The organism is Blautia sp. HCN-1074 (genome assembly GCF_037890165.1).
GTDB lineage: Bacteria > Bacillota > Clostridia > Lachnospirales > Lachnospiraceae > Blautia_A.
In genome coordinates this window covers 45,711-71,574 of sequence record NZ_JBBKBP010000006.1, presented here as the reverse complement: position 1 = coordinate 71,574, position 25,864 = coordinate 45,711, and the positions used below count along the sequence as shown (strand labels likewise).

The following is a 25,864-nucleotide window of genomic DNA, read 5'->3' as shown; positions in this document are numbered from 1 at the left end:
ACATGAAAGAGCAGACATCTATTGTACTGATGAACTTTTCCGGAATCTATGAGGAAGAGAGATTCTGGAAAGAGAGGCAGGTGTCCTGGATTGATGCTAAGGATATCTGCGGAACGAACTGCTATTGCGATGATGAGGCAATCGCAGAAATCAATAAAAGAACAGAAAACCATTCGTTTGCCGGAATTCATTTTATCGATTCCGGCAATTATCACTATATGACAAAGCTGTGGCTGACAAAGATAAAGAAGCCTTTTGCATTGCTGGTCTATGATAATCATACGGATATGCAGCCTCCGGCTTTTGGCGGGATTTTATCCTGTGGAGGATGGATTGCGGCGTCACTTGAGGAACTAAAGAATCTGGAGCATGTGATTCTTATAGGACCGGATGAAGCTGCCTATGAACAGGTAGAAGAGGAACTGAAAGAAAAAGTAATATTTCTTTCACGAGAGAAACTGCAGGAAATGAATGATGCGGAAATAAGCAGGTTTCTGACAGAAGTACTTTGTGAAACACTGCCATTGTACATTTCGATTGATAAGGATGTACTTTGCCCGGATGATGCACAGACAACCTGGAGTCAGGGAGATATGAAGCTGACAACCTTACTTTCTGGTGTAAAGACAGTGCTGGAATGTGCAAAAAAGACCGGCGGAGAGATTGTTGGTGTGGATATCTGCGGAGAAGCTGATGTGGAGGCGGCACATGAAAATGAAGCTAACGATCTGGCGAATGAGAAGTTATTGGAGATTTTGAACACTTATTTTTAATCGAATCGAGCAAGTAGCGAAAGCGGATTGCGAATATCCGATTGACTCGAATCGAGTGAGTCTTAAGAATAGGATCGTTTTCTGATTATGCTAATTGATATATTGACGGAGAATTATATTCACGGAATTATTGAGAGAATAAAGAGAGAAAGGAATTGAAGCATGCATAATGAGTTACTGCATATAGGCCCGCTGACAGTTTATGGTTATGGCTTTATGATTGCAATAGGTGTTCTGGCAGCATGGTTTGTTGCGGAACAGAGAGCACGCAGGCTGAAACTTGCATATGAACATATTTTTTATTTGGTAGTGTGGTGTGCGATTGGAGGATTTGCTTCTGCAAAAATTCTGTTCTGGATCACAAACTGGCAGGAATTTATCCAGAATCCACGACAGATTATCGGCTCAGATGGATTTGTGGTTTACGGAGGAATCATCGGAGGAATTTTTGCAGGATGGCTGTATTGCAGGATTAAGAAGTTGAAATTTCTGGCATATTTTGACCTGATGATGCCATCAATTGCACTGGCGCAGGGGTTTGGAAGGATCGGATGTTTTCTTGCCGGATGCTGCTATGGAAAAGAAACTTCCGGTCCGCTGGCGGTTACTTTTACCAGCTCGGATTTTGCACCCAATAATATTCCACTGATTCCGACACAGATTTATTCCAGTATTCTGGATTTTGTGCATTTTCTGCTTCTTCTTTATGTGGCGAAACATAAGAAAGCGGATGGACAGGTGGCGGCATGTTATCTGATCTTCTATAGTATAGGAAGGTTTATCATTGAATTCTTCAGAGGAGATATCGAGAGAGGAAGTGTTGGAAGTTTTTCTACGTCACAGTTTATCAGTATTTTTACGGCTATAGCTGGAATTATAGTGCTGTTCGTTGCTACAGTAAATAAAAAAGACAGCAGAAATTATCATAAAAAATAAATATCACACATATCATGTATAAAAAAATCTCAGGAGGATAAAAATGTTAGGACCTGATGATTTTGAAATGCAGATACAACAGGAAGAGATCCCCGGCATTCAGCCTGAACTGTCAATACCACCGGCACAGGATGAACAGTACGGGGATTTTATTGTGAGACAGGGACAGAATATCGGGGGAGATTATGCGAACAGACCAGATTCGGAATTTCTCCCGGTCAATGAGACATTTGGAATTCTATATGTTCCGTTAAATGAAATCGGCCCTCTGGAAATTAATTCTTATACATATGTGTCACTGCCGAAATGTTATGCATTGATGGACGTGGATGCGCTGAATGCATCCGGGATTACGCGGCTGCATAATCATCCGTATCTGGAATTGCAGGGAGAGGGAACGGTTATTGCAGTAATCGATTCAGGAATTGATTATGAGAATCCGATTTTTCGAAGTGGGGATATAAGCAGAATTGCCTATATCTGGGATCAGACGATCCTGGGAAATGAAGATGAAAGAGTTCCTTATGGAAAAGTTTTTACAGGGGAGGAAATCAGCAGGGCGATAATGTCTGAAAATCCCAGGGAAATCGTGCCGTCAGTGGATGAGAACGGGCATGGCACAGCAATCGCAGGGCTGGCGGCAGGAAACTTTGTTCCGGCAGAGAATTTCTCAGGGGCTGCACCGAAAGCAACGATCATAGTGGTGAAATTAAAAGAAGCAAAATCTTATCTGAGAGAGTTTTATCAGTATCCGCCTCAGGCACAGGTATATCAGGAGAACGATATTATGATTGGGATTTCTTTTGCGGTCAGGATGGCTAAGGAGATGGGAATGCCTGTTTCCATCTGTCTGGGGCTTGGCAGCAGTCAGGGCGCACACACCGGGGACAGTGAACTGAGCAGATATCTGGATTATATCAATGAAGATTCGCAAGTATCAGTTTCTGTGGCAGCAGGAAATGAAGGAGCTGCGCAGCATCATTATACAGCAGAACTAAACGATGTACGAAATCAGGATACGGCAGAACTGCGTATTTCAGAAGGGGAACAGGGATTTACTATGGAATTCTGGGGAAATCCTCCGGACGATTATGCAGTGTCGATCCAGTCACCGGCAGGAGAAAACCTGTATGTGAGCAGTTCTCTTGGCGCGGGGACGCAGGAATTGAGTTTTGTTTTTGTGGAGACGAAGGTGTTGGTAAATTATGTGGGAATGGAACGACAGACGGGAAAGCAGTTGATTTATTTTCGGTTCTTCCATCCGGCGGCGGGGATATGGAAAATGAATGTCAGTAAGAAAAAGGGGGCAGCAAGCCGATTTCATATGTGGCTTCCGGTGCAGGGATTGATCTCAGAGGATACGTATTTTCTGGAATCTACTCCCTATAATACAGTTACTACACCGGGGGACTCAACCAGAAGCATTACGGCAACGGCTTATCAGTACCGGGATAATAGCCTGTATTTTCAGGCAGGGAGAGGATTTACGCCGAATAATCAGGTGACACCGGATCTGGCTGCACCGGGGGTAGAACTGATCATTCCGCTTCCGGGAGGGGCTTATGGAAAGGCTTCTGGGAGCAGTCTGGCGGCTGCGATTACCGCAGGGGCGGCAGCACTAGTGCTGGAGTGGGCGATCGTGAGGAAAAATATTCCTTATGCTTCAGGGAACAGTGTGAAATTTTATCTGCAAAAAGGGGCTGAGCGAGACACACAGATGGAGTATCCTAATCCGGGGTGGGGATATGGCAGACTGGATTTGCATCATACGTTTGAGGTTATTAATTAACCGAATCAAGTAAGTCCCCTGCTTCAATTGCGAGAAGCAATAAGCAGTGGGTGGGACTTGCTTGTATCAGGAGGGGTACAAGCCCCTCCTGATAAACTGCGGAGCAGTTATTCGGTTATGAGCAAGTAGCGAAAGCGGATTGCGAATATCCGATTGACTGTATTACTGTGGTGGAGGCAGACACCGGTTTCTCTTGCGATAACATTTTAACGTCGAAAAGAAATGGATTATGATAGATAGTGATACAGCCACATTATAGCAATCCTCTAAAATAATGCATCTTAATCCAGCCCATCAGAGTGTGAAATCCTGCGTCAGATATCTTTGCCGTGCGTCAGCACGCCTGCAGATATCTTCCTTGTCTTTCGAACTCTGCTGAACTGTCTTAAATGCATTATTTACGAGGATTGCTATAGTCTCGGCACACTGGCAGAGAATTTTTTGTTCTACAAGATAAAAAATAATAACCAAATTCTCGAGACAAATCTTGTATAGTTTTTGACCAAAAATAGTTAGGCAATCTAATTGTTTTTTAGGCCTAAAAGTGTTAAGATATAAAAAAGAATTTGGGAGGCTATTATGAAGAGAGGCAGTATTTTTGAAACTGACGGAATCCCCCGCATGAGTGAGGCTTTACCGCTTGCCATGCAGCATGTTGTAGCTATGATCGTAGGATGTGTGACGCCGGCGATCATTGTTTCTGGAGCAGTTCCGGGTGGACTCTCCAGGGAAGATCAGGTGATTCTGATTCAGTCAGCACTGGTTATTGCAGCATTATCAACTTTGCTTCAGCTGTTTCCAATCGGCGGGAAGGCGAAATTTGCGATTGGTTCCGGTCTGCCAATTATCATGGGTGTCAGCTTTGCCTATGTGCCGAGTATGCAGGCGATAGCAGAATCGTATGGGATTGCGGCTATCATGGGAGCGGAGATCGTTGGTGGTATTGTTGCAGTTATCATGGGCTTGCTGGTTAAGAAGATTCGTATATTTTTCCCGCCACTGATTACCGGAACGGTTGTATTTACCATTGGTCTTTCTCTGTATCCGACAGCCATCAATTATATGGCCGGCGGTACCAGTAATCCGAATTATGGTTCCTGGCAGAACTGGGCAATTGCGTTCTTTACACTGATCGTGGTTACAGCTTTGAATCATTTTGGAAAAGGAATCTGGAAATTGGCTTCTATTCTGATCGGTATTATTGTGGGATATCTGGTTTCTATTATGTTTGGAATGGTTGATTTCTCAAGTATCGGAGAGGCAGGTGTCTGTCAGCTTCCATCTCTGATGCATTTCGGAGTACAGTTTGAGCCGTCTTCCTGTGTGGCACTGGGAATCTTGTTTGCAATCAACTCTATTCAGGCAATCGGTGACTATTCCGCAACTACAATCGGGGCCATGGACAGAACTCCTAAAGATGAAGAACTGCAGAGAGGAATTGTAGGATATGGTATTTCCAATGTCGTAGGTGCACTTCTTGGCGGACTTCCAACTGCTACATATAGCCAGAATGTAGGTATTGTCACTACCACAAAAGTTATCAACCGATGGGTGCTTGGTCTGGCAGCTGCAATCCTTGGAGTGGCTGGTCTTGTACCGAAGTTTTCAGCAATTCTGACAACGATTCCTCAGTGTGTACTGGGTGGCGCGACGGTGTCGGTATTTGCCTCTATCGCAATGACTGGTATGAAGCTGGTTGCCTCTGCGGAGATGGATTACCGTAACTCATCTATCGTAGGACTTGCAGCGGCACTGGGAATGGGTGTATCCCAGGCAACGGCAGCTTTGGCAAGCTTCCCGACATGGGTAACAACTATCTTTGGCAAATCCCCGGTTGTTCTTGCAACTATCATTGCTGTATTACTGAATGTGATTCTTCCAAAAACACGGGATGAGAAGAAAGAGGAAGAGAAAAAAAAAGTTGAAATCGAGCATAAGCTGGAAGAAGATCATAAGGAATTTGAGGAATAAAGAATGAAAAACGGTATATATTTTTAGAAAATTTAACCGAATCAACTAAGTCCCTTGCAGGGGTTGCGCAAAGCAATAAGTAGCGAAGCGGATTGCGAATATCCGCTTGACTTATAAGAGAAAATAAGAGAAAAAAGTGTGCGTTCACAAGGGAAATGTGGAAGCACACTTTTTTGTATAACAGAAAATAATCCTGCACTGTTTTCTATTGTATAAATCTATAAATATTTGATACGAGATGCTATTTGCGATATACAAAATCAGGAAGTCCGTCTTCTCCATAAGGGATATCTACAGCACCCTGGATCAGTGGACGAGCATAATTTATGAAGTCTTCGGTAACATCGGAACCATCTTTACAGATCCATTCCTGAGGAACAGTTTTTTCCTCATTACAGATTTCGTTTACATCCTCCAGGCTACATTCCATTGAATAGGAGCCGTCAGCGGTTTTTAAACGGATAAACGAAACCATTTTTCCTGTTTCTCCGTTTAAAGCTGCCTGTACACCGAAAGTACCTGCAGAAATTGCCTCCTTTTGGTCAATAGCAGACATCATGGAAACCGAGCAGCGCTGGCAGACATTAAGTTCTACGGAACGTGCTTTGACACCAAGGCGGCTGCGAACAAGATTTTCAAGATATTTACCGCATCCTGCAAGCATTTTATGGCCAAAAGTGTCAGTGCCTACGGAACTGTCGTATTCGCAGATAAAGGTACCGGATGCGTCATGGATACCTTCGGATACACAAACAACAACATTGCAGTTCTTCTCAAAGGATTTCTCTACAGCATGAAGGAAAGCTTCCTGATCAAATGCAGTTTCCGGAAGATAGATAAGAAGAGGATTGTCATTTACATATTTGCGTGCAAGAGCTGATGCAGCAGTGAGCCATCCGGCGTGGCGTCCCATGATTTCTACGATGGTTACAGATTTTTTTTCATAAACATTGGCATCAGTAGTGATTTCACGGACAGTGGAAGCTACATATCTGGAAGCACTTCCGTAACCTGGAGTGTGATCAGTATGAACCAGATCGTTATCGATAGTCTTTGGCTCTCCGATAATGCGGATATCGCTGCCAATCTGCGCCGCATAGCGTGAAAGCTTGCTTACAGTATCCATAGAATCATTTCCGCCAATATAGAAAAACCAGCCGATATTCATTTCATTGAATTTTTCGAACAATTTTGGATAAACCGGGTCTTCGAGTGATTCAGGCAGTTTATAACGACAGGAACCAAGGTAGGCTCCAGGAGTAAATTTCAATCCATCTAGTTTTTCTCCCGGAAGTGCTTCTGAGAAATCAAGAATGGTATTGTTTAAAAATCCTTCGATTCCATTTATCATTCCATAGATGCGGTCTATGGTTTCCGGATGGCGTCTTCCCTCGGATACAACTCCGTAGAGGCTGCTGTTGATAACAGTGGTGGGACCGCCGGACTGACCGACGATAAGGTTCTTTCTGGACATAAGAGTAATAACCTCCTTATTGATAATCTGGTGAGATTATAACATAAAATACAGACGAATAAAAGGAACAGTTCATATCAGGATAAGAAAAGCGAAAAATATAAGATAAAGTATTGACTAAACGATACTAAACATGTGATAATGTTTTTAAATGTTTAATTGATCGGATCATTATAAAAGTTATGGGGGGATGAGGAAATGAATATAAGAGAACTGGCTGCTGAAATTGGTGTGTCACCTGCAACAGTATCTATTGTTCTGAATGATAGACCTGGTGTCAGTGAAGAAACCAGAAAAAGAATTAAAGATGCAATAGATAAATCCGGGTATGCGCCTGCTATCAGAAAAAAGAAAGCGATACATCAGATTCTGATGTTGAAGTGCGTGTTGGGTGAGGGATTACTTACAGAGGAGAATCAGGGCTTTGTGGGTATGATTATTGACGCCTGTATGCAGACATTGACAGAAAAAGGATATTCGCCCACCCTTATGAGGGTGCAACTGGATACAGAAGGTATGCTGGATCATATTGAATTTGAAAAATATGAAGGTGTAATCGTGATTGCAACAGAAATTCAGGAGAAACAGTTTAAAATGTTGGAAAAAATCCCGGTTCCTTTTGTATGTGTAGATAATATGATGCCTGGAATGGAATACAGCTGTGTTGGAATTGATAATGAGGAGAATGTACGTATTGCCCTGGAGTATGCGGCAGAGTGTGGATATAAAAGAATAGGATACCTTAAGAGTAGTTATGATGCGCAGAATTTTGAGGAACGAACCCGGGCTTTTTATCGTTTTGCTGAAATGTATCATCTGGAAGTAAAAAAAGAGGATGAAATTGCGCTGACCAGCTCTATGATGAAGGCATTTGAAGAAATGAAGATATATCTTGACAGTCATGAAAAAGAAGAAATTCCCCCTTGTTTTTTTGCTGATAATGATATTATTGCATTAGGAGCTATGAAAGCATTCAGGCATAGAAATTATGAAATACCGGCAGACGTGGCAATCGTAGGATTTGATGATATTCCTTATTCGGCGATATGCTCGCCAAGCCTGACGACAGTTCAGGTTTCAAGACAACTGATAGGAAGAGTTGCTGCAAGACAGATGTCTGAGCGGTTGCTGGATGAACAGTACAAAAAGGTTAAAACTAAAATCTCCGGAAATCTGGTCGTACGTACTTCCATGAAAAAATATAGATAGAGATATATAGTAGTAAATGAAAAAAACTAAATATTGAAAAACAATAAAAGGAAAAGCGCACTAAACAATGAAATGTGTTTAGTGCGCTTTCTTTTGACTAAAAGTAGAAGTGTTGGAAAATAATGCACAAAAAATATTTGTAAAAGTGTTTAAATATGACGAAAACGTAAAAGAGTATTGACAATGAAAAGTGATTAGTATACAATTAACTCAACAAGAAGGAAAACAAATAATATTGTACACTAAACAAAAAAGGAGGATTTAATTATGAATTTAAAGAAAGTTATTTGTATCTGTACAGCGGCGGCAACAATTGCATCTCTTGGTACATGCGCCAGTGTAATGGCGGCGGACGGAAAGGATTACAAGATTGCAGTTGTACCTAAAATGACAAACATCGCATGGTTCCAGAGAATGGAAGATGGCGTAAACGAGTACAACGATGAAAACGGAACGGATGTTTTCTATGGCGGCTCAGCAGAAGGTGCGGACCAGGCTTCATATGTAGAATCTCTTCTGGCAGAGGACTGGGATGCAATCTGTGTAGTTCCGTTTGATTCGGAATCTCTTGCACCTGTACTTGAGAAAGCTAAAGAACAGGGAATCAAAGTAATTACTCATGAAGCAGCTTCTATGGATGCAAGTGTTCGTGACTATGATATTGAAGCATTCCAGAATGCAGATTATGGCGCAAACTTTATGGAACAGCTGGGAGATCTTACCGGAGGCAAAGGTAAATATGTTCAGTTTGTAGGTTCTCTTACATCTGTTTCTCATAATGAATGGTGTGATGCAGCTGATAAAGTTGCAGAAGAGAAATTCCCTGATATGGAAAAACTTGGACGTTATGAGACCGGTGATGATACTACATCATCTTACAATCAGACAAAAGAGCTTCTGACAGCTAATCCGGATATCACAGCTATTGAGGGTTCTGCTTCTACAGATGTTGTAGGTGCTGCCCAGGCAGTTGAAGAACTTGGTCTTGCAGGCAAAGTTCAGATTGTCGGAACATCCATGACATCCATCGCAAGACAGTATGTTGAAGATGGAACAATTGCTTCTTTCTCTGTATGGGATCCGGCAGACGCGGGTAAAGCAATGATTGAAATGGCTAAGGCAGCTCTTGATGGAACAGTAGAAGACGGAATGAATCTGAATGTACCTGGATATGAAAAAATTTCTGAGCAGGATGGCATTTATTACGGAGATGCCCGTATTGATGTAACAAAAGACAATATGGACGATTATGATTTTTAATTATAAGTAAAAGCTGATCTAAAGAGAAAATTCATATAGCTGCCAAACTGTATGGATTTTCTCTTTTTTACCGGCTGGACTATTTGAATGGGGAACGAGATTATGGCAAACGAAATATTTTTGAAATTGGAAGGCATCAAAAAGTCTTTTGGCGGTGTTCATGCGCTGAAAGGCGTAGATCTGGAAATCCGTAAAGGGGAAATTCATTGTCTGGCCGGAGAAAATGGTTGCGGTAAATCGACTTTGATCAAATCTATATCCGGTGTTCATGAGATCGATGAAGGTGCTATCTGGATTGATGGCGAGAAGATGGGGAAATTTAAACCAATTGATGCCATCAATAAAGGTATTCAGGTTATTTATCAGGACTTCGCAGTTTTTCCAAATCTGACAGTTGCAGAGAACATTGCATTAAACTGTGAAGTAAAAAATGGAAAGAAAACGGTAAACTGGAAAGAGATTCATGAACTTGCGACTAAAGCAATGGAGCAGGTTGGCGCAAATATGGATCTGGATATGCCGGTAGAATTACTTCCTGTTGCAGGTAAGCAGATGGTTGCTATATGCAGAGCTATTATTAATGATGCGAAGCTTCTGATTCTGGATGAACCGACAACCGCACTGACTGCAAGAGAAGTAGAGAAGTTGTGGAATGTAGTGCGTGGTCTGAAAGCAAAAGGAATTGCAGTTATGATTGTTAATCATAAGCTGGATGAGATTTATGAAATTGCCGACAGACTGACAATTCTCAGAAACGGTGCATTTGTTTCTACCGGTACGATTGATGAATATGACAGTGCAAGATTTACCAGAGATATGACAGGACATGAAGTAAGTTCCGAAAAATATACCCCTGCAGAGAGTAATGAGGAAGTTCTCAGGGTTGAGAATCTTACATTAAAGGGTGCTTTTGAAGATGTTAGTTTTTCAATGAAAAAAGGAGATATTTTTGGAATTACCGGTCTTCTTGGTTCTGGACGAAGTGAAATAGGAGAGGCGATTTTTGGAATTACACCTCCGGACAGTGGAAAAATCATTCTTAATGGAAAAAATGTTACGATTCATTCAGTTGCTGATGCTATCGAAAATAAGATTGCATATGTGCCTGAAGATCGTCTGACAGAGGGATTATTTATCGAAAAATCCATTGAAAAGAATATGATGGCAAGTTCTTTGAGAAAGTATTTCAAAGGTATGAAACTGGATGAGAAGGCAATGAGAGAAGCTTCTGACGATCTTGTGAAAGAATTAGGAGTTGTAACACCATCTTCACAGGTTCCTGTTCGTACGCTTTCAGGAGGAAATGCTCAGAAGGTTGTAATTGCAAAATGGCTGAATACCCATCCAAAACTCTTTATTCTTAATGGACCTACTGTTGGAGTTGATATTGGTGCAAAGACAGAAATTCATGAATTGCTCAGGAAACTGGCCGCCCAGGGTATGGCAATTGTGATCATTTCTGATGATTTATCGGAATTGATTACTAATTGCAACAAAATCATGGTCATGAAAAATGGAAAAGCCAGCGGTATCACAGATAATAATATTGATAATATTAAACTTTAAACTATAAAACTGTGACCGTATTTAAAACAAGGAGAAAGATTATGAAGGCTAAAAATAAAAAAATGCGGCTGACCAGCACAAAGATGATCCTGATTTATATCATCATAGCGTACTGCATTATAGTCAGTCTTCGACAGCCGGCATTTTTCAGTCCGGCAACACTGATTACACTTTGCCGCGCAGGAATTTTTACAATGTGTTTTGCATTATGCGAGATGATCGTCATTATAGCTGGCGGTATCGATGTATCGTTCCCAGCCATTGGATGCGTCGCTATGTATGTGCCGATGTATGTGATGAATCGTGTATGGAAGATAGATAATGCATTATTTGCATTTGTGTTTGCAATGCTGATTGGATTATTATTCGGATTATTTAATGCTGTATTGGTAAGTATTCTTGAACTTCCGCCGCTGATCGCTACGCTGGCAACCAGTTCTATTGCGGCAGGAGGCGTAGTGACACTTCTTGGAACAAGAGAATTCACAACACTTCCGGACAGTCTGCAGGCAATCTATAATTTTAATATTATTACATATACTGCACCAAGCACAGGATTTTCTTATCCGCTGAATGTTTTGATACTGGTTCCGGTTATTGCATGTATCCTGATTGCATATATGTTGAAAAAGACAATGCTTGGACGGGGACTTTATGCAATTGGCGGTGATAAAAATGCTGCAAGAGTGGCCGGATTTAATGTACGTAAATTGCAATTCTTCGCATATGTTTTTGCCGGATGTTTTGCAGGTATTACGGCAATGATGTATACAGTTCTGATGCATTCAGCGACAACATCAGCGCTTATGGGTGATGAAATGATCGTAATTGCAGCCTGTGTTATCGGCGGTGTCCGTATCACTGGAGGATATGGAGATGTTTCTGGAGTTGTTATTGGAGTTGTTCTGATTACATTGGTACAGAACTCACTGAACATGATGGGGATTTCCACATCATGGCAGCGCTTTGTAGTAGGTCTTGTAATCCTGATCGGAACAATCCTTACATCATGGCAGACGAAACGTTCGTACGAAATTGCAAAGAGGGAGGGAATATAAGATGAGCACAAGCAAGAAAAAAATACAGATAGATCCTCATATTAAAGCTTTGCTTGGTATGATGGCATTTGTACTTATTTTGATGGCAATTCTTAAAGGTGATACCTACTTCACAATCCCTAACTTAAGGTCTATGTTTTTCCAGTTTCCTGAATATGGAATTCTTACCTTTGGTATGATGATGTGTATGATCGCAGGAGGAATTGATCTGTCTTTGGTTGGAATTATGAATCTGGCAGGTGTCGTCTGCGCCCTGATTATCAAAAATATGGGGGGCAGTACAGTCTCCATTCTTATCGGAATTATTGCCGCTCTTATAGTTGGTGCTGCATGTGGAGCATTTAATGGATTTATCATCGGAAGTCTGAATATTCCGGCAATGCTGGTTACTCTCTGTGGGTTGGAACTTTATTCGGGACTTGCGCTGGCAATTACAGGAGGTCCTGCGATAAACAGCCTTCCGGATGCATTTAAAAATATCGCTAACGGCTCTGTTGGAGCTATTCCGATTGTAATATTCATATTTATTGCTGTTTTGCTTATTGTTACATTTATTATGAAGTGCACAGTGTTTGGGCATGAGATTTACTATCTTGGAACAAACGCACAGGCTTCTAAATACTCAGGAATCAATAATCTTAAAGTTACGATTCTGACTTATATGTGTTCCGGTATTCTGGGAAGTATTGCCGGTATAGTCATCACTTCCCATTTGAATTCAGCAAAATCGTCCAATGGTTCTTCCTATACAACATTAAGTCTGCTGATTGCAGTGCTTGGAGGAATTAATCCGGATGGTGGAGAAGGTAAAGTTGGTGGTGTGCTTTTATCTATTGTATTATTGCAGCTGGTTGCAAATGCTTTTACTATTATGAGAGCTCCGGATACAACAAGAACACTGGTGAACGGATGTCTTTTGGTATTAGCACTCATCATTGATAAGGTTACTGTTACAAGAAAAGCAAGAAGAAGTTAAAGACAGAAAGGAATTGATCTATCATGAAAAAAATTATTAATGCTCCTGAAAATTACACAGACGATATGCTTCGTGGCATTTATTCTGCCAATCCGATGGTTAAATATGTAGAAGATGATCTGCGCTGTTATTGTGTGGCTGAGAAGAAACCGGGAAAAGTTGCAATTATTACAGGTGGAGGAACTGGTCATTTACCATTATTCCTTGGATATGTAGGTGACGGTCTTCTTGATGGATGCGGAGTTGGCGGCGTTTTTCAGTCTCCGTCTTCTGAACAGATTTATAATGTAGCAAAAGAAGTGGATGCAGGGGCAGGTGTCCTTTTCTTATACGGTAACTATACAGGCGATATCATGAATTTTGATATGGCAGCAGAGATGCTGGAGATGGATGACATTGAAACCCGCAGCATTGTTGGTGCTGATGATGTAAACTCAAATGCAGATCCGGATACCAGAAGAGGTGTGGCAGGTATCTTCTTTATGTATAAATGTGCCGGCGCAAAAGCTGCCAAAATGGGAACTCTGGATGAAGTTCTTGCAGCAGCGCAGAAAGCAAAAGATAATACACGTACTGTAGGATTTGCACTTACACCGTGTATTATTCCTGAAATCGGACATTCGAACTTCACACTTGGCGAGAATGAGATGGCTATGGGTATGGGTATTCATGGTGAACCTGGAATCTGGAATGGTCCAATTAAGACAGCCGCTGAACTGGCAGAAGAATCTCTGAATACCATTTTCAAAGATATGCCGGTGGAAGAGGGAGAAGAAGTTTGCGTTCTGATTAATGGCCTGGGAGCAACAAGCCTTGAAGAGTTATATATTCTTTCAGGAAATGTACGTGAGATTCTTGATAAGAAAAAAATTAAAGTTTTCAGAACTTTTGTAGGTGAATATGCGACGAGCATGGAAATGGCAGGAGCATCTATCAGTATCTGTAAGATGGCTGATGAAGAGATGAAAGAACAGATCAATATGCCGGTACATACACCGTTTTATACACAGGTTTAAGAAGGAGTTGAGCATCATGGGTAAAACAGAAATAACAATGGAAGAACTGCCGGTACTTTTTGAAAGTGTTGCCAGTGTTTTTGCAAAAGAAAAAGATCATTTATGTGAAATGGATGCACAAATGGGCGATGGTGATCTTGGTTTGACAATGAATAAAGGATATGGTGCATTACCGGACTTGATTAGAGCAAATATGGCACCAGATGATATTGGAAAAACTTTGATGAAAGCAGGAATGAAGATGGCTGGCCTTGTTCCATCAACAATGGGAACTTTGATGGCAAGTGGAATTATGGCAGGAGGAAAGGCTATCGCAGGAAAGAGTGTGATAGGACCAGCAGAAATGGCAGATTTTATCAGTAATTTTGCAGATGGACTTGCAAAAAGAGGAAAGTGTCAGGCTGGGGACAGAACTATTTATGATGCACTTCTTCCAGCCGGAGAGTCAGCTCAGGAAGCAGCACAGAAAGGAGCAGGACTTGCGGATGTTGTAAATGCAGCTCTTGAAGGTGCGAAAAAAGGTGTGGAGAACACAAAGGAAATGGTTCCTAAATTTGGAAAAGCTGCGGTATTTGCAGCAAAAGCAAAAGGAACAGAAGATCAGGGTGCAGTAGCAGGAAAAGACCTGATTGAAGGTCTTGCTTTATATTTTCAGGATTGAGCTTATACTGGATTAATTGAAGATATCTGATTGTTGACGATAAAAGGCTTCGGCTAGAACTGATAATGGTTCTTGTCGGAGCTTTTTTGTAAAGATAATTATATGAAAAATCATAATGATGCAGATTACTGACCGGGTTAAGCTTTAAAAAAAAGTTTTTTTGTGCTATATTGAGAATAGTGACACAAGAGGAAACATTTGTATTGAAAAGAGAAGGGAAGCAAAACCATGCAGGACAAAAAGCTTGAGCAGGCACTGGAAATTTATTTTCAGAACATACCCGCCGGAGAATCAGAAGAATTCCGGGAAGCACAGAAATATCTGAAACTCAGGATACGTTCTGCAATGGAGCTTCTGATAGAGAAAGAAGACACAGAGAGAATGGAACAGCTGGAGAAATGCGGCTGGTTTTCTGAAAACGAACTCATGGTTTTTATCAGATACGCTCAGGAGAAAACGAAACTCCGCGCTCTGGTATGGCTGCTTCATCTGAAAGATAAGAAATATGGATATCAGAAGAGGGAGTTTTCACTGTAATATTTTCAGAAGATGCGACAAACATTAAAATGATCAGAGAAAAAGGAAAAGATAGGCATGAGCGACAAAAACCAGCAGGATTTTCTTGGAAAGAAGATTCTCCAGAATTGCAGAAACGAACTGTATCTGGATTTTCCATACCTCGATGGAGCGTTTGCAAGTCTGGAATATGAGGCAGATAACAATATTTCCACGATTGCCACAGACGGAGAGAAAATCTATTTTAATCCGGAATTTCTTATGAAAAAATATGTAGAAGATTCTGCTCTGGTAAGAAGAGGGTATTTACATATGTTGCTGCACTGCCTGTATCTTCATGTCTTCCTGAAACCGGATAAAGATGTGAGTGAATGGGACAGAGAATGCGATGCTTTTGTAGAAGGATTGATTGATAAAGCAGTCAGTGAGAGAGAAATTTCCAGTCTCAAAAGTAAGAAACAGACAGGAAACGATTATGGGATGTATGAGCATTTGGAAAATTGTTTTGACGACCATTCTGTCTGGCTGAAGAATTCCGGTCAGGCCTCCGGCGGCAGGAGAACAAAGGAAAAATGGGAGAGAATCCTTGCCTACACTTCTCAGAATAAAACCGGAACCCAGAGCAGAGCCGGAAGTCAGACCATGAACCGTCAGGAAGAACTGGATGAGATATACAAAAGCAGATATGATTACCGGAAATTTTTGAAACAGTTTTGCAGACTTCGAGAGGAAGTCGAACTGGATACAGAGAGCTTTGATTATATTTTTTATTCTTATGGAATGAAACATTACGGAAATCTTCCTTTGATAGAACCATTGGAATATAAGGAAGTAAACCGCCTGGAGGAATTGGTGATCGCCATTGATACTTCGGGGTCATGTTCGAAAGAAACTGTCCGGAGATTTCTGGGAGAGACGTATGCGATTCTGAATGAAAAAGAGAATTTTTTCAGCAGAATGAAAGTTTATATCGTTCAATGCGACTGTTTCATTCAGAAGGTAGATGTGATTCATTCTGAGGAAGAATGGAAAGAATACAGTCGCAAAGTGACGATTCAGGGGCGGGGTGGGACAGATTTCCGCCCGGTATTTGAACTGATCAGGCAGGAGAAAGAGAAAAAAGAACTGAAAAATCTCCGGGCACTGATTTATTTTACAGATGGTGACGGGATTTATCCAAGGCAGAAGCCGGACTATGAGACTGCGTTTGTGTTTTTGCAGCGTACCGATAAGATGAAACTGGTACCTGCGTGGGCGAAATGCCTGATCACAAAGTGAAAGAGAGACGAAGAAACTGACGGGAGCATATACAGAAATGAATATACAGGAAGCAAAAAAAGAAATCTGTAATACACTTCGCGCGTATTTAGCGAAGGATGAGAATGGATATTATATTTATCCGCTGGTACGTCAGAGACCAATTCTGCTGATCGGTCCTCCGGGAATCGGTAAGACTGCCATTATGGAACAGGCGGCTTCTGAGTGCGGGGTTGGGCTTGTGTCCTATACGATCACGCATCATACCCGTCAGAGTGCTATCGGTCTGCCGGAGATCGTGAAACGTAACTATGGCGGTAAGGGAATGATGGTTACAGATTATACGATGAGCGAGATCGTAGCTTCTGTCTATGACTGTATGGAGAAAACAGGAAAAAAAGAGGGAATCCTTTTTATTGATGAGATCAACTGCGTATCGGAAACCCTGGCACCGGCGATGCTGGCACTTCTTCAGAATAAGACTTTTGGAAGTCATAAGATTCCGGAAGGATGGGTTCTGGTGGCAGCAGGTAATCCTCCGGAGTATAATAAATCGGTAAGAGAGTTTGATATTGTTACCCTGGATCGTGTCCGTAAGCTGGTAATAGAGCCGGACTGTGAGGTATGGCTGCGATATGCCGGAGGACAGAATGTACATCAGGCAATTCTTTCCTATCTTTCCATGAAAAAGGAACGATTTTATAGTGTTGAGAATACGGTCGATGGCAAGTTCTTTGTGACGGCCAGAGGATGGGAAGATCTTTCCAGACTGATCCAGAGTTATGAGAAACTGGGAATTGAGATTAATGCGGAGCTGGTGGGAGAATTTCTGCAAAAAGAGGAAACGGCCAGAGATTTTGCAGGATTTTACCAGTTGTATACAAAATATGGAGAGGATTATCAGATACCTGCGATTTTGAATGGAGAACTTAGCAGTGAGAAATTAAAGCAGAAGCAACAGATGGCGGCAGGCGGGACTTTTGAAGAACGGTTTGCGGTTGTAAATCTGATACAGGGAACATTGAGAGAGACGGCGGAGAGGTATGAGAATGTGACTCATCAGATTGAGGTATTGCATGAACTGTTATTGCATCTGAGAAATCATGTGAAAAAAATTTCCCAGGATGAGAAAGAGCGGGATCAGCTGCCATCGGGGATTTCGGCGTTGGAGGAGTTTGCGCAGGAACAGGATAACAGCCTGCAGGTTAAGATAAAAATGGAGCTGCTTTCGCTCAGAGAGCAGAAATTTCAGGAGACAGCGATCCGCAGATTAAGAGAATATATTCTGGCAGCAAAGAAAGAACATTTAAGGTCAGCTGAAAATGGGTTTAAGCGAATTTGCAAATACTTTGAGGAAGAGGCTGCACGGAGGGAAAATCTGGTGCAGAAAATGCACAGAGAATTGCAGAGTGCTTTTTCTTTTATCAAAGAAAGTTTTGGTGACAGTCAGGAAATGCTGCTTTTAGTGACAGGAATTACTGCGGATAATACGATGACGACGTTTATTGCAGAGAATGGATGCCCGGCGTATTTTCAGTATAGTGAAATGCTTCTATATAATAAAGAAGAAAAAAATTTACAGAAAGCCTGCGCAGAGGCAATACAGGCGATATGAGAGTATGGGGCGATACAGGCAGATATCCTGATTTATGTGCCGGAATACTGGAAACTACAGAGAAAATCCCATTTGCGGATATAATGATACCAGAGGGCAGTGTGCCAGTGGCAAAATAAAGGCAAAGCTACAGCTGAGAATTGTAGCGGAAATGGAGGAAGCATGTCAGAAAAACAGCCTAAAAAAAAGAAAACAGCAGGAGACATTGTACTGACGGTTGTTCTGATCGCGGCAATCTGCGTATTCTGTTATGCGGGATATAATCTGTTTCATATCTATACGGAATATAAAAAAGGAACAGATGAGTATAATGAGATTGCTCAGATGGCAGTGACTGAACGTGATCCGGACGGTGAAGAAGCAGGGCCGTCAGCAGGAGAACTGAAAGCTCCGATGAATATCGATTTTGCCTCACTTAAGAGTGTAAATGATGATGTTGTCGGATGGATTTATGTGGAGGCAGTGCCGGATATCAATTATCCGATCGTGCATGGCAAGGACAACGAAACTTACCTTCACAGAACCTATGAGAAGAACTATAACTTTGCAGGAACTATTTTTGTAGACTATGAGAATAAAGGGGATTTCAGTGACTGCAATACGATCGTATATGGTCATAATATGAAAAACGGCTCTATGTTTGCGCAGCTGAAGAAATTTTCCCAGAATGAAGAAACCTATAAGAAGAGTAAATATTTCTGGATCTTTACACCTGAAAAGAATTACAGATATGAGATTATCTCAGCTTACACAACAGGGGTGAACAGTGATACCTATACACTGTTTAAGGGACCTGGCGAAGAATTTGAAAAATATCTGGAGAAGATTAAAGGATATTCGGAAATTAAGACAGATGCCGAAGGACTGAATATGAAAGACAAGATCATTACGTTATCTACATGTACAGGAAATGAGGCAACCCGCTATGTAGTCCAGGGTAAACGCGTAGATACACTTGATGTGGAATAATATTTGAAAAAATATTTGAAAAAAATTTTATATGGAATCAGAGTGTATAACATGGTAGAAATATGAAGAAGGAAATATTTCAGCAGGGAGGAATAAAAATGGCAGGAGAGGTTGAGAAACTACAGGAACTTGTGGAAAAATATGACAATATTGTTTTCTTTGGCGGTGCCGGTGTTTCTACAGAGAGTGGAATTCCGGATTTCAGAAGCCAGGACGGTCTTTATCACCAGAAATATGACTATCCGCCGGAAACGATCTTAAGTCATACGTTCTTTATGAGAAAACCGGAAGAATTTTTTAAATTCTACAGAGACAAGATGCTCTGCGACACAGCAAAACCTAATGCGGCACATCTGAAACTGGCAGAATTGGAACAGGCAGGCAAGCTCAAAGCTGTCATTACCCAGAATATTGACAATCTGCATCAGATGGCCGGCAGTAAGAAAGTCCTGGAACTTCATGGAAGTGTACACCGTAATTATTGTATGAAGTGCCACAGATTTTATGGTTTTGCACATATGAAAGCTTCCACAGGTGTTCCGAGATGTGAATGTGGTGGAATTATCAAGCCGGATGTGGTATTGTATGAAGAAGGTCTGGATAATCAGACAATCAATGAGGCAGTGAAGGCAATCTCAGAAGCGCAGGTGCTGATCATCGGAGGAACTTCTCTGGCAGTTTACCCGGCAGCAGGACTGATCGATTATTTCCGGGGAGAACATCTGGTGGTAATCAATAAGTCTCCGACACCAAGAGACAGTTATGCAGATCTGCTGATCCAGGAGCCAATCGGACAGGTATTTTCGCAGATTCACTGCTGACATATTAATCAAATCAAGTAAGTCCCCTGCTTCAATTGCGAAGAGCAATAAGCAGTGGGTGGGGACTTGCTTGTATCAGAAGGGGTACAAGCCCCTTCTGATAAACTGCGAAGCAGTTATTTGGTTATGAGCAAGTAGCGAAAGCGGATTGCGAATATCCGATTGACTAACAGATGATATATCTGAAGAATTTTTATGCTGCTCAGGCAGATTATGAATGTCGGTCATATGTAGTGTGGCATAAGCATTATTAGAAAATGATTTATAGAAAAATGTAAGATAAAGAAAAACAAGGAGCGAGATTATGGGACTTCTATACGAAGTTGGTGATACAGTTACACTGAAAAAAGTCCATCCCTGCGGCAGCAGAGACTGGGAAATCTTAAGAGTAGGCGCAGATTTTCGACTGAAATGTACCGGATGCGGACATCAGATCATGGTTCCGCGCAAAATGGTAGAAAAAAATACGAAAAATTTGATAAAAAAAGAAAAATAACACTTTACAGACACAAAAAAATATGTTAGAATCAACACTCGTGATATATTTTATATCCTTGCTCTTTGACAGGCAAAGGGCCAACAGACCATAAGGAGGTAAAGCAAGACATGAACAAGTACGAGTTAGCATTAGTTGTTAGTGCAAAAGTTGAAGACGAAGTACGTGATGCAGTTGTTGAGAAAGCAAAAGGATACATCACACGCTACAACGGCACTATCACAGAAGTAGAAGAATGGGGTAAGAAGAAATTAGCTTACGAAATTCAGAAAATGCATGAAGGCTTCTACTATTTCATTCAGTTTGAAGCAGACGCACAGTGCCCAGCGGAAGTTGAAAGACACGTTCGTATCATGGACAATGTATTAAGATACTTAGTCGTAAGAAAAGACGCATAATCTTATACAGAGTGGATTTAGAAGGCACCATTAATTGATCCGTTCAACCATTCACAGCAGAAACGAAGAGGTATTTACATGAACAAAGTAATTTTAATGGGACGCTTAACAAGAGATCCTGAGGTGAGATATTCCGCGGGAGAGAACGCATTGGCAATTGCCAGATATACACTGGCAGTAGACAGAAGATTCCGTCGTGACGGTGAGGCGACAGCAGATTTCATCAACTGTGTATCCTTTGGACGTACAGCTGAGTTTGCTGAGAAGTATTATCGTCAGGGACTTAAAATCGTTGTTTCAGGACGTATCCAGACAGGCAGCTACACCAATCGTGATGGCCAGAAGGTCTACACAACAGAGGTTGTAGTTGAGGAACAGGAGTTTGCTGAGAGCAAGTCAGCCAGCGATAATTACGCGGCTTCCCATCCTCAGACATCAGCACCTGCACCATCCATGCCGGCTCCGGGAGCAGCCAGTGCAGACGGCTTTATGAATATTCCGGATGGAATTGATGAAGAACTGCCGTTTAATTAGAGCTTATTACAAACTGATAGAATAAAATAGGAGGAAAGCAATCATGGCTTACAATAGAGGCGAAAGACCAGACTCTCCAATGAAGAGAAGAGGCGGCCGCAGAAGAAAAAAAGTTTGTGTATTCTGTGGTAAAGAGAATAACGAAATCGACTACAAGGATGTAGCAAAATTAAGAAAATATGTTTCTGAAAGAGGAAAAATCCTCCCAAGAAGAATCACAGGAAACTGTGCAAAACATCAGAGAGCACTGACAGTAGCTATCAAGAGAGCACGTCATATGTCTATGATGCCATACATCCAGGACTAATTCTGAAGATGAATAATAAAACCGCTGTTTTCCACAGTAAAAATTGTGGAGGCAGCGGTTTTTTGTATCACAGAAAATCATTTTGCAATCTTCCCGTGATATAAAAGCCCGGCAGGACCGCCTTGAGGTGGAACGGGAAAATTACCGGAAATGAAGCGGGCTGTAACGTTTTTGCAGTTAGTATGGTAAATCCTGTTGAAATCTGTTATAATACCTACAAAAGGGCGTTTTTCAACACGTTCCTGTACAGCGTGAAAGAGTAGTGACACTGTTTCCGGGCATGAAGTGAACAGCAACGTTGCACTCACGCGATTTGCTGTACAGAGGTAAATTAATAGAATGAAAAACGGAAAGAAAAATATGAATGATAAACTGAAATTAAAAGGGCACATGAAAGCTTTTATGAGGTGGCCTTTGATTCTCTCAGCTTTATTGATCGTACTTAATATTCTGGTATATTGCGTCAGCGTGAAGGCCGGACTTGTTGTATCGGCCGGAGTTCTTATTTATGTAGGGATTGCGGTCGTGGTACTTCGATGTCACAGACCTTTTATCGTAAATGAGCTGATTGCTTTTGCAAATCAGTACGATTCACTTGAGAAGAGAATTCTGGAGGAACTGGCTTTGCCCTATGCCATCATGGATATGAATGGCAGAATGATCTGGTCAAATAAGGTATTTGCAGAACTTACCGGAAAGGATCAGTTTTATAAGAAAAATATCAGCACAATTTTTCCAGATGTGACAGCTGATAAGCTTCCGGTTGCAGACAAGAAGGAAATCAGCGAGATCAGTACCCAGTTTGGAGAAAAGATTTACCGTGTTTCCATGCAGAGGGTAGAACTTGGTGAGATCGTGGCTGGCAGTGAGACGCTGGAGAATACAGACAAAAATGTCAGTCTTATCGCTATGTATATGTATGACGATACAGAACTGAAAGAGTATATCAAGAAGAATGAAGATAATAAGCTGGTTGTGGCATTGGCTTATCTGGATAACTACGAAGAAGCACTGGAGAGTGTGGAAGACGTGAGACGTTCTCTGTTGATTGCATTGATCGATCGAAAGATTACGAAATACTTTTCCAATTTTGACGGCCTTGTAAAGAAGCTTGAGAAGGATAAATACTTCCTTATCATGCGCCAGAGTTCTCTGGATACTCTGAAAGAGCAGAGATTCCATATTCTGGATGAAGTTAAGACTGTTAATATCGGAAATGAGATGGCAATCACGTTGAGTATCGGTGTCGGACTTAATGCCGCCACTTATATTCAGAACTATGAGTATTCCCGGATTGCCATAGAGATGGCGCTTGGACGTGGTGGCGATCAGGTTGTTATCAAGAACGGAAACAATATTACTTACTATGGCGGTAAAACCCAGCAGATGGAGAAGGCTACCCGCGTAAAGGCACGTGTAAAAGCACAGGCGCTAAAAGAGTTTATGAGTACCAAGGATCGCGTTGTGGTTATGGGGCATAAGATTACAGACGTGGATGCCCTGGGTGCCGGAATCGGTATTTACCGTGCAGGTAAGACACTTGGAAAACCTGTTCATATCGTAGTAAATGATCCGACGAAATCCATCCGCCCTCTGATTGCGGAATACACGAATAACTCAGAGTATGAGCCATCTATGTTTGTGGACAGCGCGCAGGCAAAAGACCTTATAGATAATAATACGGTAGTAGTTGTAGTTGATACGAACAGACCAAGCTATACCGAATGCGAAGAACTGCTGTATATGACAAAGACAGTTGTTGTACTGGATCATCACAGACGTGGCAGTGAGGTAATCGAGAATGCGGTGCTTTCTTATGTTGAGCCTTATGCATCATCAGCATGCGAGATGGTAGCAGAGATCCTGCAATATTTTTCAGACGATCTGCGCATCCGCAATATTGAGGCCGATTGTCTCTATGCGGGAATTGTGATTGATACAAATAACTTTACAACGCGCGCAGGAGTCCGTACTTTTGAAGCAGCTGCATTCTTAAGAAGAAGCGGGGCAGATGTGACGAGAGTGCGTAAGCTGTTGAGAGATGATCTGAAATCTTATCAGGCTCGCGCAGACGCAGTGCGGACAGCCCATATTTACAGAAACTGTTTTGCTATTTCTACATGTCCGAGCGAGAATCTGGACAGCCCTACAGTTGTAGGTGCGCAGGCTGCCAATGAACTTCTGAATATTGCAGGAGTTAAGGCATCTTTTGTACTGACACAGTACAATAATGAAATTTATATCAGTGCCCGTGCAATTGACGAGATCAATGTACAGGTAATGATGGAAAAGATGGGCGGAGGTGGTCATATGAATATTGCCGGTGCCCAGGTAAAGGCTTCTCCGGATGAAGTAGAGAGAATGCTCAAAGACATCATAGATCAGGAATATCAGGAGGAAAACATAAAATGAAAGTAATCTTACTTGAAGACGTAAAAGCACTTGGAAAAAAGGGACAGATTGTAAACGTTAGTGACGGATATGCAAGAAATATGATCCTTCCTAAGAAACTGGGACTGGAGGCAACTCCTAAGAATTTGAATGATCTGAAGCTTCAGAAAGCAAATGAAGAGAAAGTTGCCAAAGAAGTTTATGAAGCAGCACAGGCATTTGCCAAAGATCTTGAGACAAAAGAAGTCATCCTTACCCTGAAAACAGGAGAAGGCGGAAGAACATTTGGCTCAGTTTCTTCCAAAGAAATTTCAGAAGCTGCAAAGAAACAGTTAAATCTGGACATTGATAAAAAGAAACTGCAGCTGCCGGAGCCGATTCGTGTACTTGGTGTGACACAGGTACCTGTGAAATTACATCCTAAGGTAACCGGAACTCTTAAAGTATGGGTAAAAGAAGCGTAGGCTTTCCCTGGAGGGATAAAGAATGGAAGAAGCGCTGATTAAAAGAATACTCCCCCACAGCATGGAGGCAGAGCAGTCTGTAATCGGCTCAATGATCCTGGATAGAGATGCGATTCTTGTTGCATCTGAGATACTTACCAGTGACGATTTTTATCAGAAACAGTATGGCATCATATTTGATGCGATGGTAGAGTTATGTAATGAAGGGAAACCGGTAGATCTGGTGACCCTTCAAAATCGTTTAAAAGAGAAGGAACTGCCGCCGGATATCAGCAGCATGGAATATGTAAGAGATCTGATTTCGGCGGTCCCTACATCTGCCAACGTGAAGTATTATGCGAACATTGTCAGCGAGAAAGCGGTTTTGCGAAGACTGATCAAAGCAAATGAGGAGATTGCAAATACCTGTTATCTGGAAAAAGAGAATACAGAAGTGATTCTGGAGGAAGCGGAGAAAAAGCTGTTTAACATTCTTCAGAGACGTAACAATGAGGAATATGTGCCGATTCAGCAGGTTGTCCTCAATGCGATCAATAACATTGAGAAGGCATCGAAACTGAAAGGTTCTGTAACAGGTATCCCGACAGGTTTTGTGGATCTGGATTACAAAACTTCCGGAATGCACCCGTCAGATCTGGTTCTGATCGCAGCACGTCCTTCTATGGGAAAGACGGCTTTCGTTCTGAATATTGCCCAGTATATGGCGTTTCGTAAAGATGTCACAGTTGCGATATTCAGTCTGGAAATGTCAAAGGAACAGCTTGTCAACCGACTTCTTGCAATGGAATCACATGTCGATTCCCAGAATATGAGAACCGGTAATCTGAAAGACGAGGACTGGACGAAGCTGGTAGAAGGTGCAGATATTATTGGTAAATCGAATCTGATCATTGACGATACACCAGGTATCTCTATCGCAGAAATGCGATCCAAATGCCGTAAATATAAGCTGGAACATAATCTTGGGATTATTATGATCGACTACCTGCAGCTGATGAGCGGAAGTGGTAAAAGTGATTCCCGTCAGCAGGAGATCTCAGATATTTCCCGTTCACTGAAAGCTCTTGCAAGAGAGCTGAATGTGCCGGTAATCGCATTATCGCAGCTTAGCCGTGCGGTAGAACAGCGTCCGGATCACAGACCGATGCTTTCCGACCTTCGAGAGTCAGGAGCCATTGAGCAGGATGCCGATGTGGTAATGTTTATCTACCGAGATGATTATTATCATAAAGATACAGAGAAGAAAGATATCGCGGAGATCATCATTGCAAAGCAGAGAAATGGTCCGATCGGAACCGTTGAACTGGTATGGCTGCCGAGATATACACAGTTTGTAAATATGAAGAAATAAAGTTACTGTTCAGTACTCCATTATTTTGCGAGAAGTTTTGGATTGTAAAGGAAAGG

25 protein-coding genes are annotated in these 25,864 nt (G+C 41.7%); 24 read left to right on the top strand and 1 reads right to left on the bottom strand.

What is annotated here, in order from left to right; all coding sequences use genetic code 11:
- Nucleotides 1-2 precede the first annotated feature (2 nt).
- The 4 genes from WKT11_RS07210 to WKT11_RS07195 all read left to right on the top strand — a co-directional run bounded on the left by WKT11_RS07210 (nt 3) and on the right by WKT11_RS07195 (nt 5,469).
- Nucleotides 3-773 (top strand): arginase family protein, encoded by a 771-nt coding sequence (locus WKT11_RS07210; RefSeq protein ID WP_117677101.1) that lies wholly within the window; start codon nt 3-5, stop codon nt 771-773.
- A gap of 162 nt (nt 774-935) precedes the next feature.
- A complete protein-coding gene (locus tag WKT11_RS07205; protein ID WP_117843982.1) occupies nt 936-1,709 on the top strand; it encodes a prolipoprotein diacylglyceryl transferase in 774 nt (257 codons plus the stop codon).
- Between the two features lie 43 nt (nt 1,710-1,752).
- A complete protein-coding gene (locus WKT11_RS07200; protein WP_118247731.1) occupies nt 1,753-3,498 on the top strand; it encodes a S8 family peptidase in 1,746 nt (581 codons plus the stop codon).
- Between the two features lie 579 nt (nt 3,499-4,077).
- The gene (locus WKT11_RS07195; RefSeq protein ID WP_117843984.1) at nt 4,078-5,469 is read left to right on the top strand and encodes a uracil-xanthine permease family protein; all 1,392 of its coding nucleotides are present in this window, start codon (nt 4,078-4,080) and stop codon (nt 5,467-5,469) included.
- A gap of 241 nt (nt 5,470-5,710) precedes the next feature.
- Here WKT11_RS07195 and WKT11_RS07190 read toward each other — a convergent pair whose 3' ends face one another.
- A complete protein-coding gene (locus WKT11_RS07190; protein WP_118247732.1) occupies nt 5,711-6,943 on the bottom strand; it encodes a 6-phosphofructokinase in 1,233 nt (410 codons plus the stop codon).
- 198 nt (nt 6,944-7,141) lie between these two features.
- Here WKT11_RS07190 and WKT11_RS07185 point away from each other — a divergent pair, with 198 nt between their 5' ends.
- From WKT11_RS07185 to dnaB, 20 genes are all read left to right on the top strand, one after another.
- On the top strand, nt 7,142-8,152 hold the full coding sequence (locus WKT11_RS07185; protein WP_340283482.1) for a LacI family DNA-binding transcriptional regulator: 1,011 nt from the start codon (nt 7,142-7,144) through the stop codon (nt 8,150-8,152).
- 267 nt (nt 8,153-8,419) lie between these two features.
- Nucleotides 8,420-9,412, top strand: coding sequence for a substrate-binding domain-containing protein (locus WKT11_RS07180; RefSeq protein ID WP_340283480.1), 993 nt, complete (start codon nt 8,420-8,422; stop codon nt 9,410-9,412).
- Nucleotides 9,413-9,514: 102 nt separating this feature from the next.
- Nucleotides 9,515-10,978, top strand: coding sequence for a sugar ABC transporter ATP-binding protein (locus tag WKT11_RS07175; RefSeq protein WP_340283478.1), 1,464 nt, complete (start codon nt 9,515-9,517; stop codon nt 10,976-10,978).
- A 41-nt stretch (nt 10,979-11,019) separates the two neighbouring features.
- A complete protein-coding gene (locus WKT11_RS07170; protein ID WP_340283476.1) occupies nt 11,020-12,036 on the top strand; it encodes an ABC transporter permease in 1,017 nt (338 codons plus the stop codon).
- Between the two features lies 1 nt (nt 12,037).
- Nucleotides 12,038-13,012, top strand: a complete 975-nt coding sequence (locus WKT11_RS07165; RefSeq protein WP_340283474.1) for an ABC transporter permease — start codon at nt 12,038-12,040, stop codon at nt 13,010-13,012.
- A gap of 23 nt (nt 13,013-13,035) precedes the next feature.
- On the top strand, nt 13,036-14,028 hold the full coding sequence (locus WKT11_RS07160; protein WP_340283472.1) for a dihydroxyacetone kinase subunit DhaK: 993 nt from the start codon (nt 13,036-13,038) through the stop codon (nt 14,026-14,028).
- 16 nt (nt 14,029-14,044) lie between these two features.
- Complete coding sequence (locus WKT11_RS07155) at nt 14,045-14,689, top strand: dihydroxyacetone kinase family protein (RefSeq protein ID WP_340283470.1); 645 nt, start codon at nt 14,045-14,047, stop codon at nt 14,687-14,689.
- A 228-nt stretch (nt 14,690-14,917) separates the two neighbouring features.
- Nucleotides 14,918-15,226 carry a hypothetical protein gene (locus WKT11_RS07150; protein ID WP_340283468.1) on the top strand — a complete coding sequence of 103 codons (309 nt, stop codon included), beginning with the start codon at nt 14,918-14,920 and terminating at the stop codon, nt 15,224-15,226.
- A 57-nt stretch (nt 15,227-15,283) separates the two neighbouring features.
- The gene (locus WKT11_RS07145; RefSeq protein WP_118247733.1) at nt 15,284-16,483 is read left to right on the top strand and encodes a vWA domain-containing protein; all 1,200 of its coding nucleotides are present in this window, start codon (nt 15,284-15,286) and stop codon (nt 16,481-16,483) included.
- 37 nt (nt 16,484-16,520) lie between these two features.
- Nucleotides 16,521-18,077: an AAA family ATPase gene (locus WKT11_RS07140; RefSeq protein ID WP_117677094.1), complete on the top strand. Its 1,557-nt coding sequence runs from the start codon at nt 16,521-16,523 to the stop codon at nt 18,075-18,077.
- Nucleotides 18,074-18,196, top strand: a complete 123-nt coding sequence (locus WKT11_RS07135; RefSeq protein WP_278308808.1) for a hypothetical protein — start codon at nt 18,074-18,076, stop codon at nt 18,194-18,196. Before WKT11_RS07140 ends, WKT11_RS07135 begins: the two co-directional genes overlap by 4 nt.
- A gap of 43 nt (nt 18,197-18,239) precedes the next feature.
- Nucleotides 18,240-19,046, top strand: coding sequence for a class B sortase (srtB, locus tag WKT11_RS07130; RefSeq protein ID WP_117843987.1), 807 nt, complete (start codon nt 18,240-18,242; stop codon nt 19,044-19,046).
- Nucleotides 19,047-19,144: 98 nt separating this feature from the next.
- The gene (locus WKT11_RS07125; protein WP_117677092.1) at nt 19,145-19,867 is read left to right on the top strand and encodes an NAD-dependent protein deacylase; all 723 of its coding nucleotides are present in this window, start codon (nt 19,145-19,147) and stop codon (nt 19,865-19,867) included.
- A gap of 304 nt (nt 19,868-20,171) precedes the next feature.
- Nucleotides 20,172-20,363, top strand: a complete 192-nt coding sequence (locus WKT11_RS07120) for a DUF951 domain-containing protein (RefSeq protein WP_117677091.1) — start codon at nt 20,172-20,174, stop codon at nt 20,361-20,363.
- A gap of 110 nt (nt 20,364-20,473) precedes the next feature.
- Nucleotides 20,474-20,761, top strand: coding sequence for a 30S ribosomal protein S6 (gene rpsF, locus WKT11_RS07115; protein WP_020993443.1), 288 nt, complete (start codon nt 20,474-20,476; stop codon nt 20,759-20,761).
- A 78-nt stretch (nt 20,762-20,839) separates the two neighbouring features.
- Nucleotides 20,840-21,295: a single-stranded DNA-binding protein gene (locus tag WKT11_RS07110; protein ID WP_117677090.1), complete on the top strand. Its 456-nt coding sequence runs from the start codon at nt 20,840-20,842 to the stop codon at nt 21,293-21,295.
- Between the two features lie 43 nt (nt 21,296-21,338).
- Nucleotides 21,339-21,602 carry a 30S ribosomal protein S18 gene (gene rpsR, locus WKT11_RS07105; protein WP_008707906.1) on the top strand — a complete coding sequence of 88 codons (264 nt, stop codon included), beginning with the start codon at nt 21,339-21,341 and terminating at the stop codon, nt 21,600-21,602.
- A gap of 360 nt (nt 21,603-21,962) precedes the next feature.
- Nucleotides 21,963-24,014 carry a DHH family phosphoesterase gene (locus WKT11_RS07100; RefSeq protein ID WP_117677112.1) on the top strand — a complete coding sequence of 684 codons (2,052 nt, stop codon included), beginning with the start codon at nt 21,963-21,965 and terminating at the stop codon, nt 24,012-24,014.
- The gene (gene rplI, locus WKT11_RS07095) at nt 24,011-24,457 is read left to right on the top strand and encodes a 50S ribosomal protein L9 (protein WP_117677089.1); all 447 of its coding nucleotides are present in this window, start codon (nt 24,011-24,013) and stop codon (nt 24,455-24,457) included. The genes WKT11_RS07100 and rplI overlap by 4 nt, the downstream gene beginning before the upstream one ends.
- Nucleotides 24,458-24,479: 22 nt before the next feature.
- Complete coding sequence (gene dnaB / locus WKT11_RS07090; protein ID WP_118516876.1) at nt 24,480-25,808, top strand: replicative DNA helicase; 1,329 nt, start codon at nt 24,480-24,482, stop codon at nt 25,806-25,808.
- Nucleotides 25,809-25,864 lie beyond the last annotated feature (56 nt).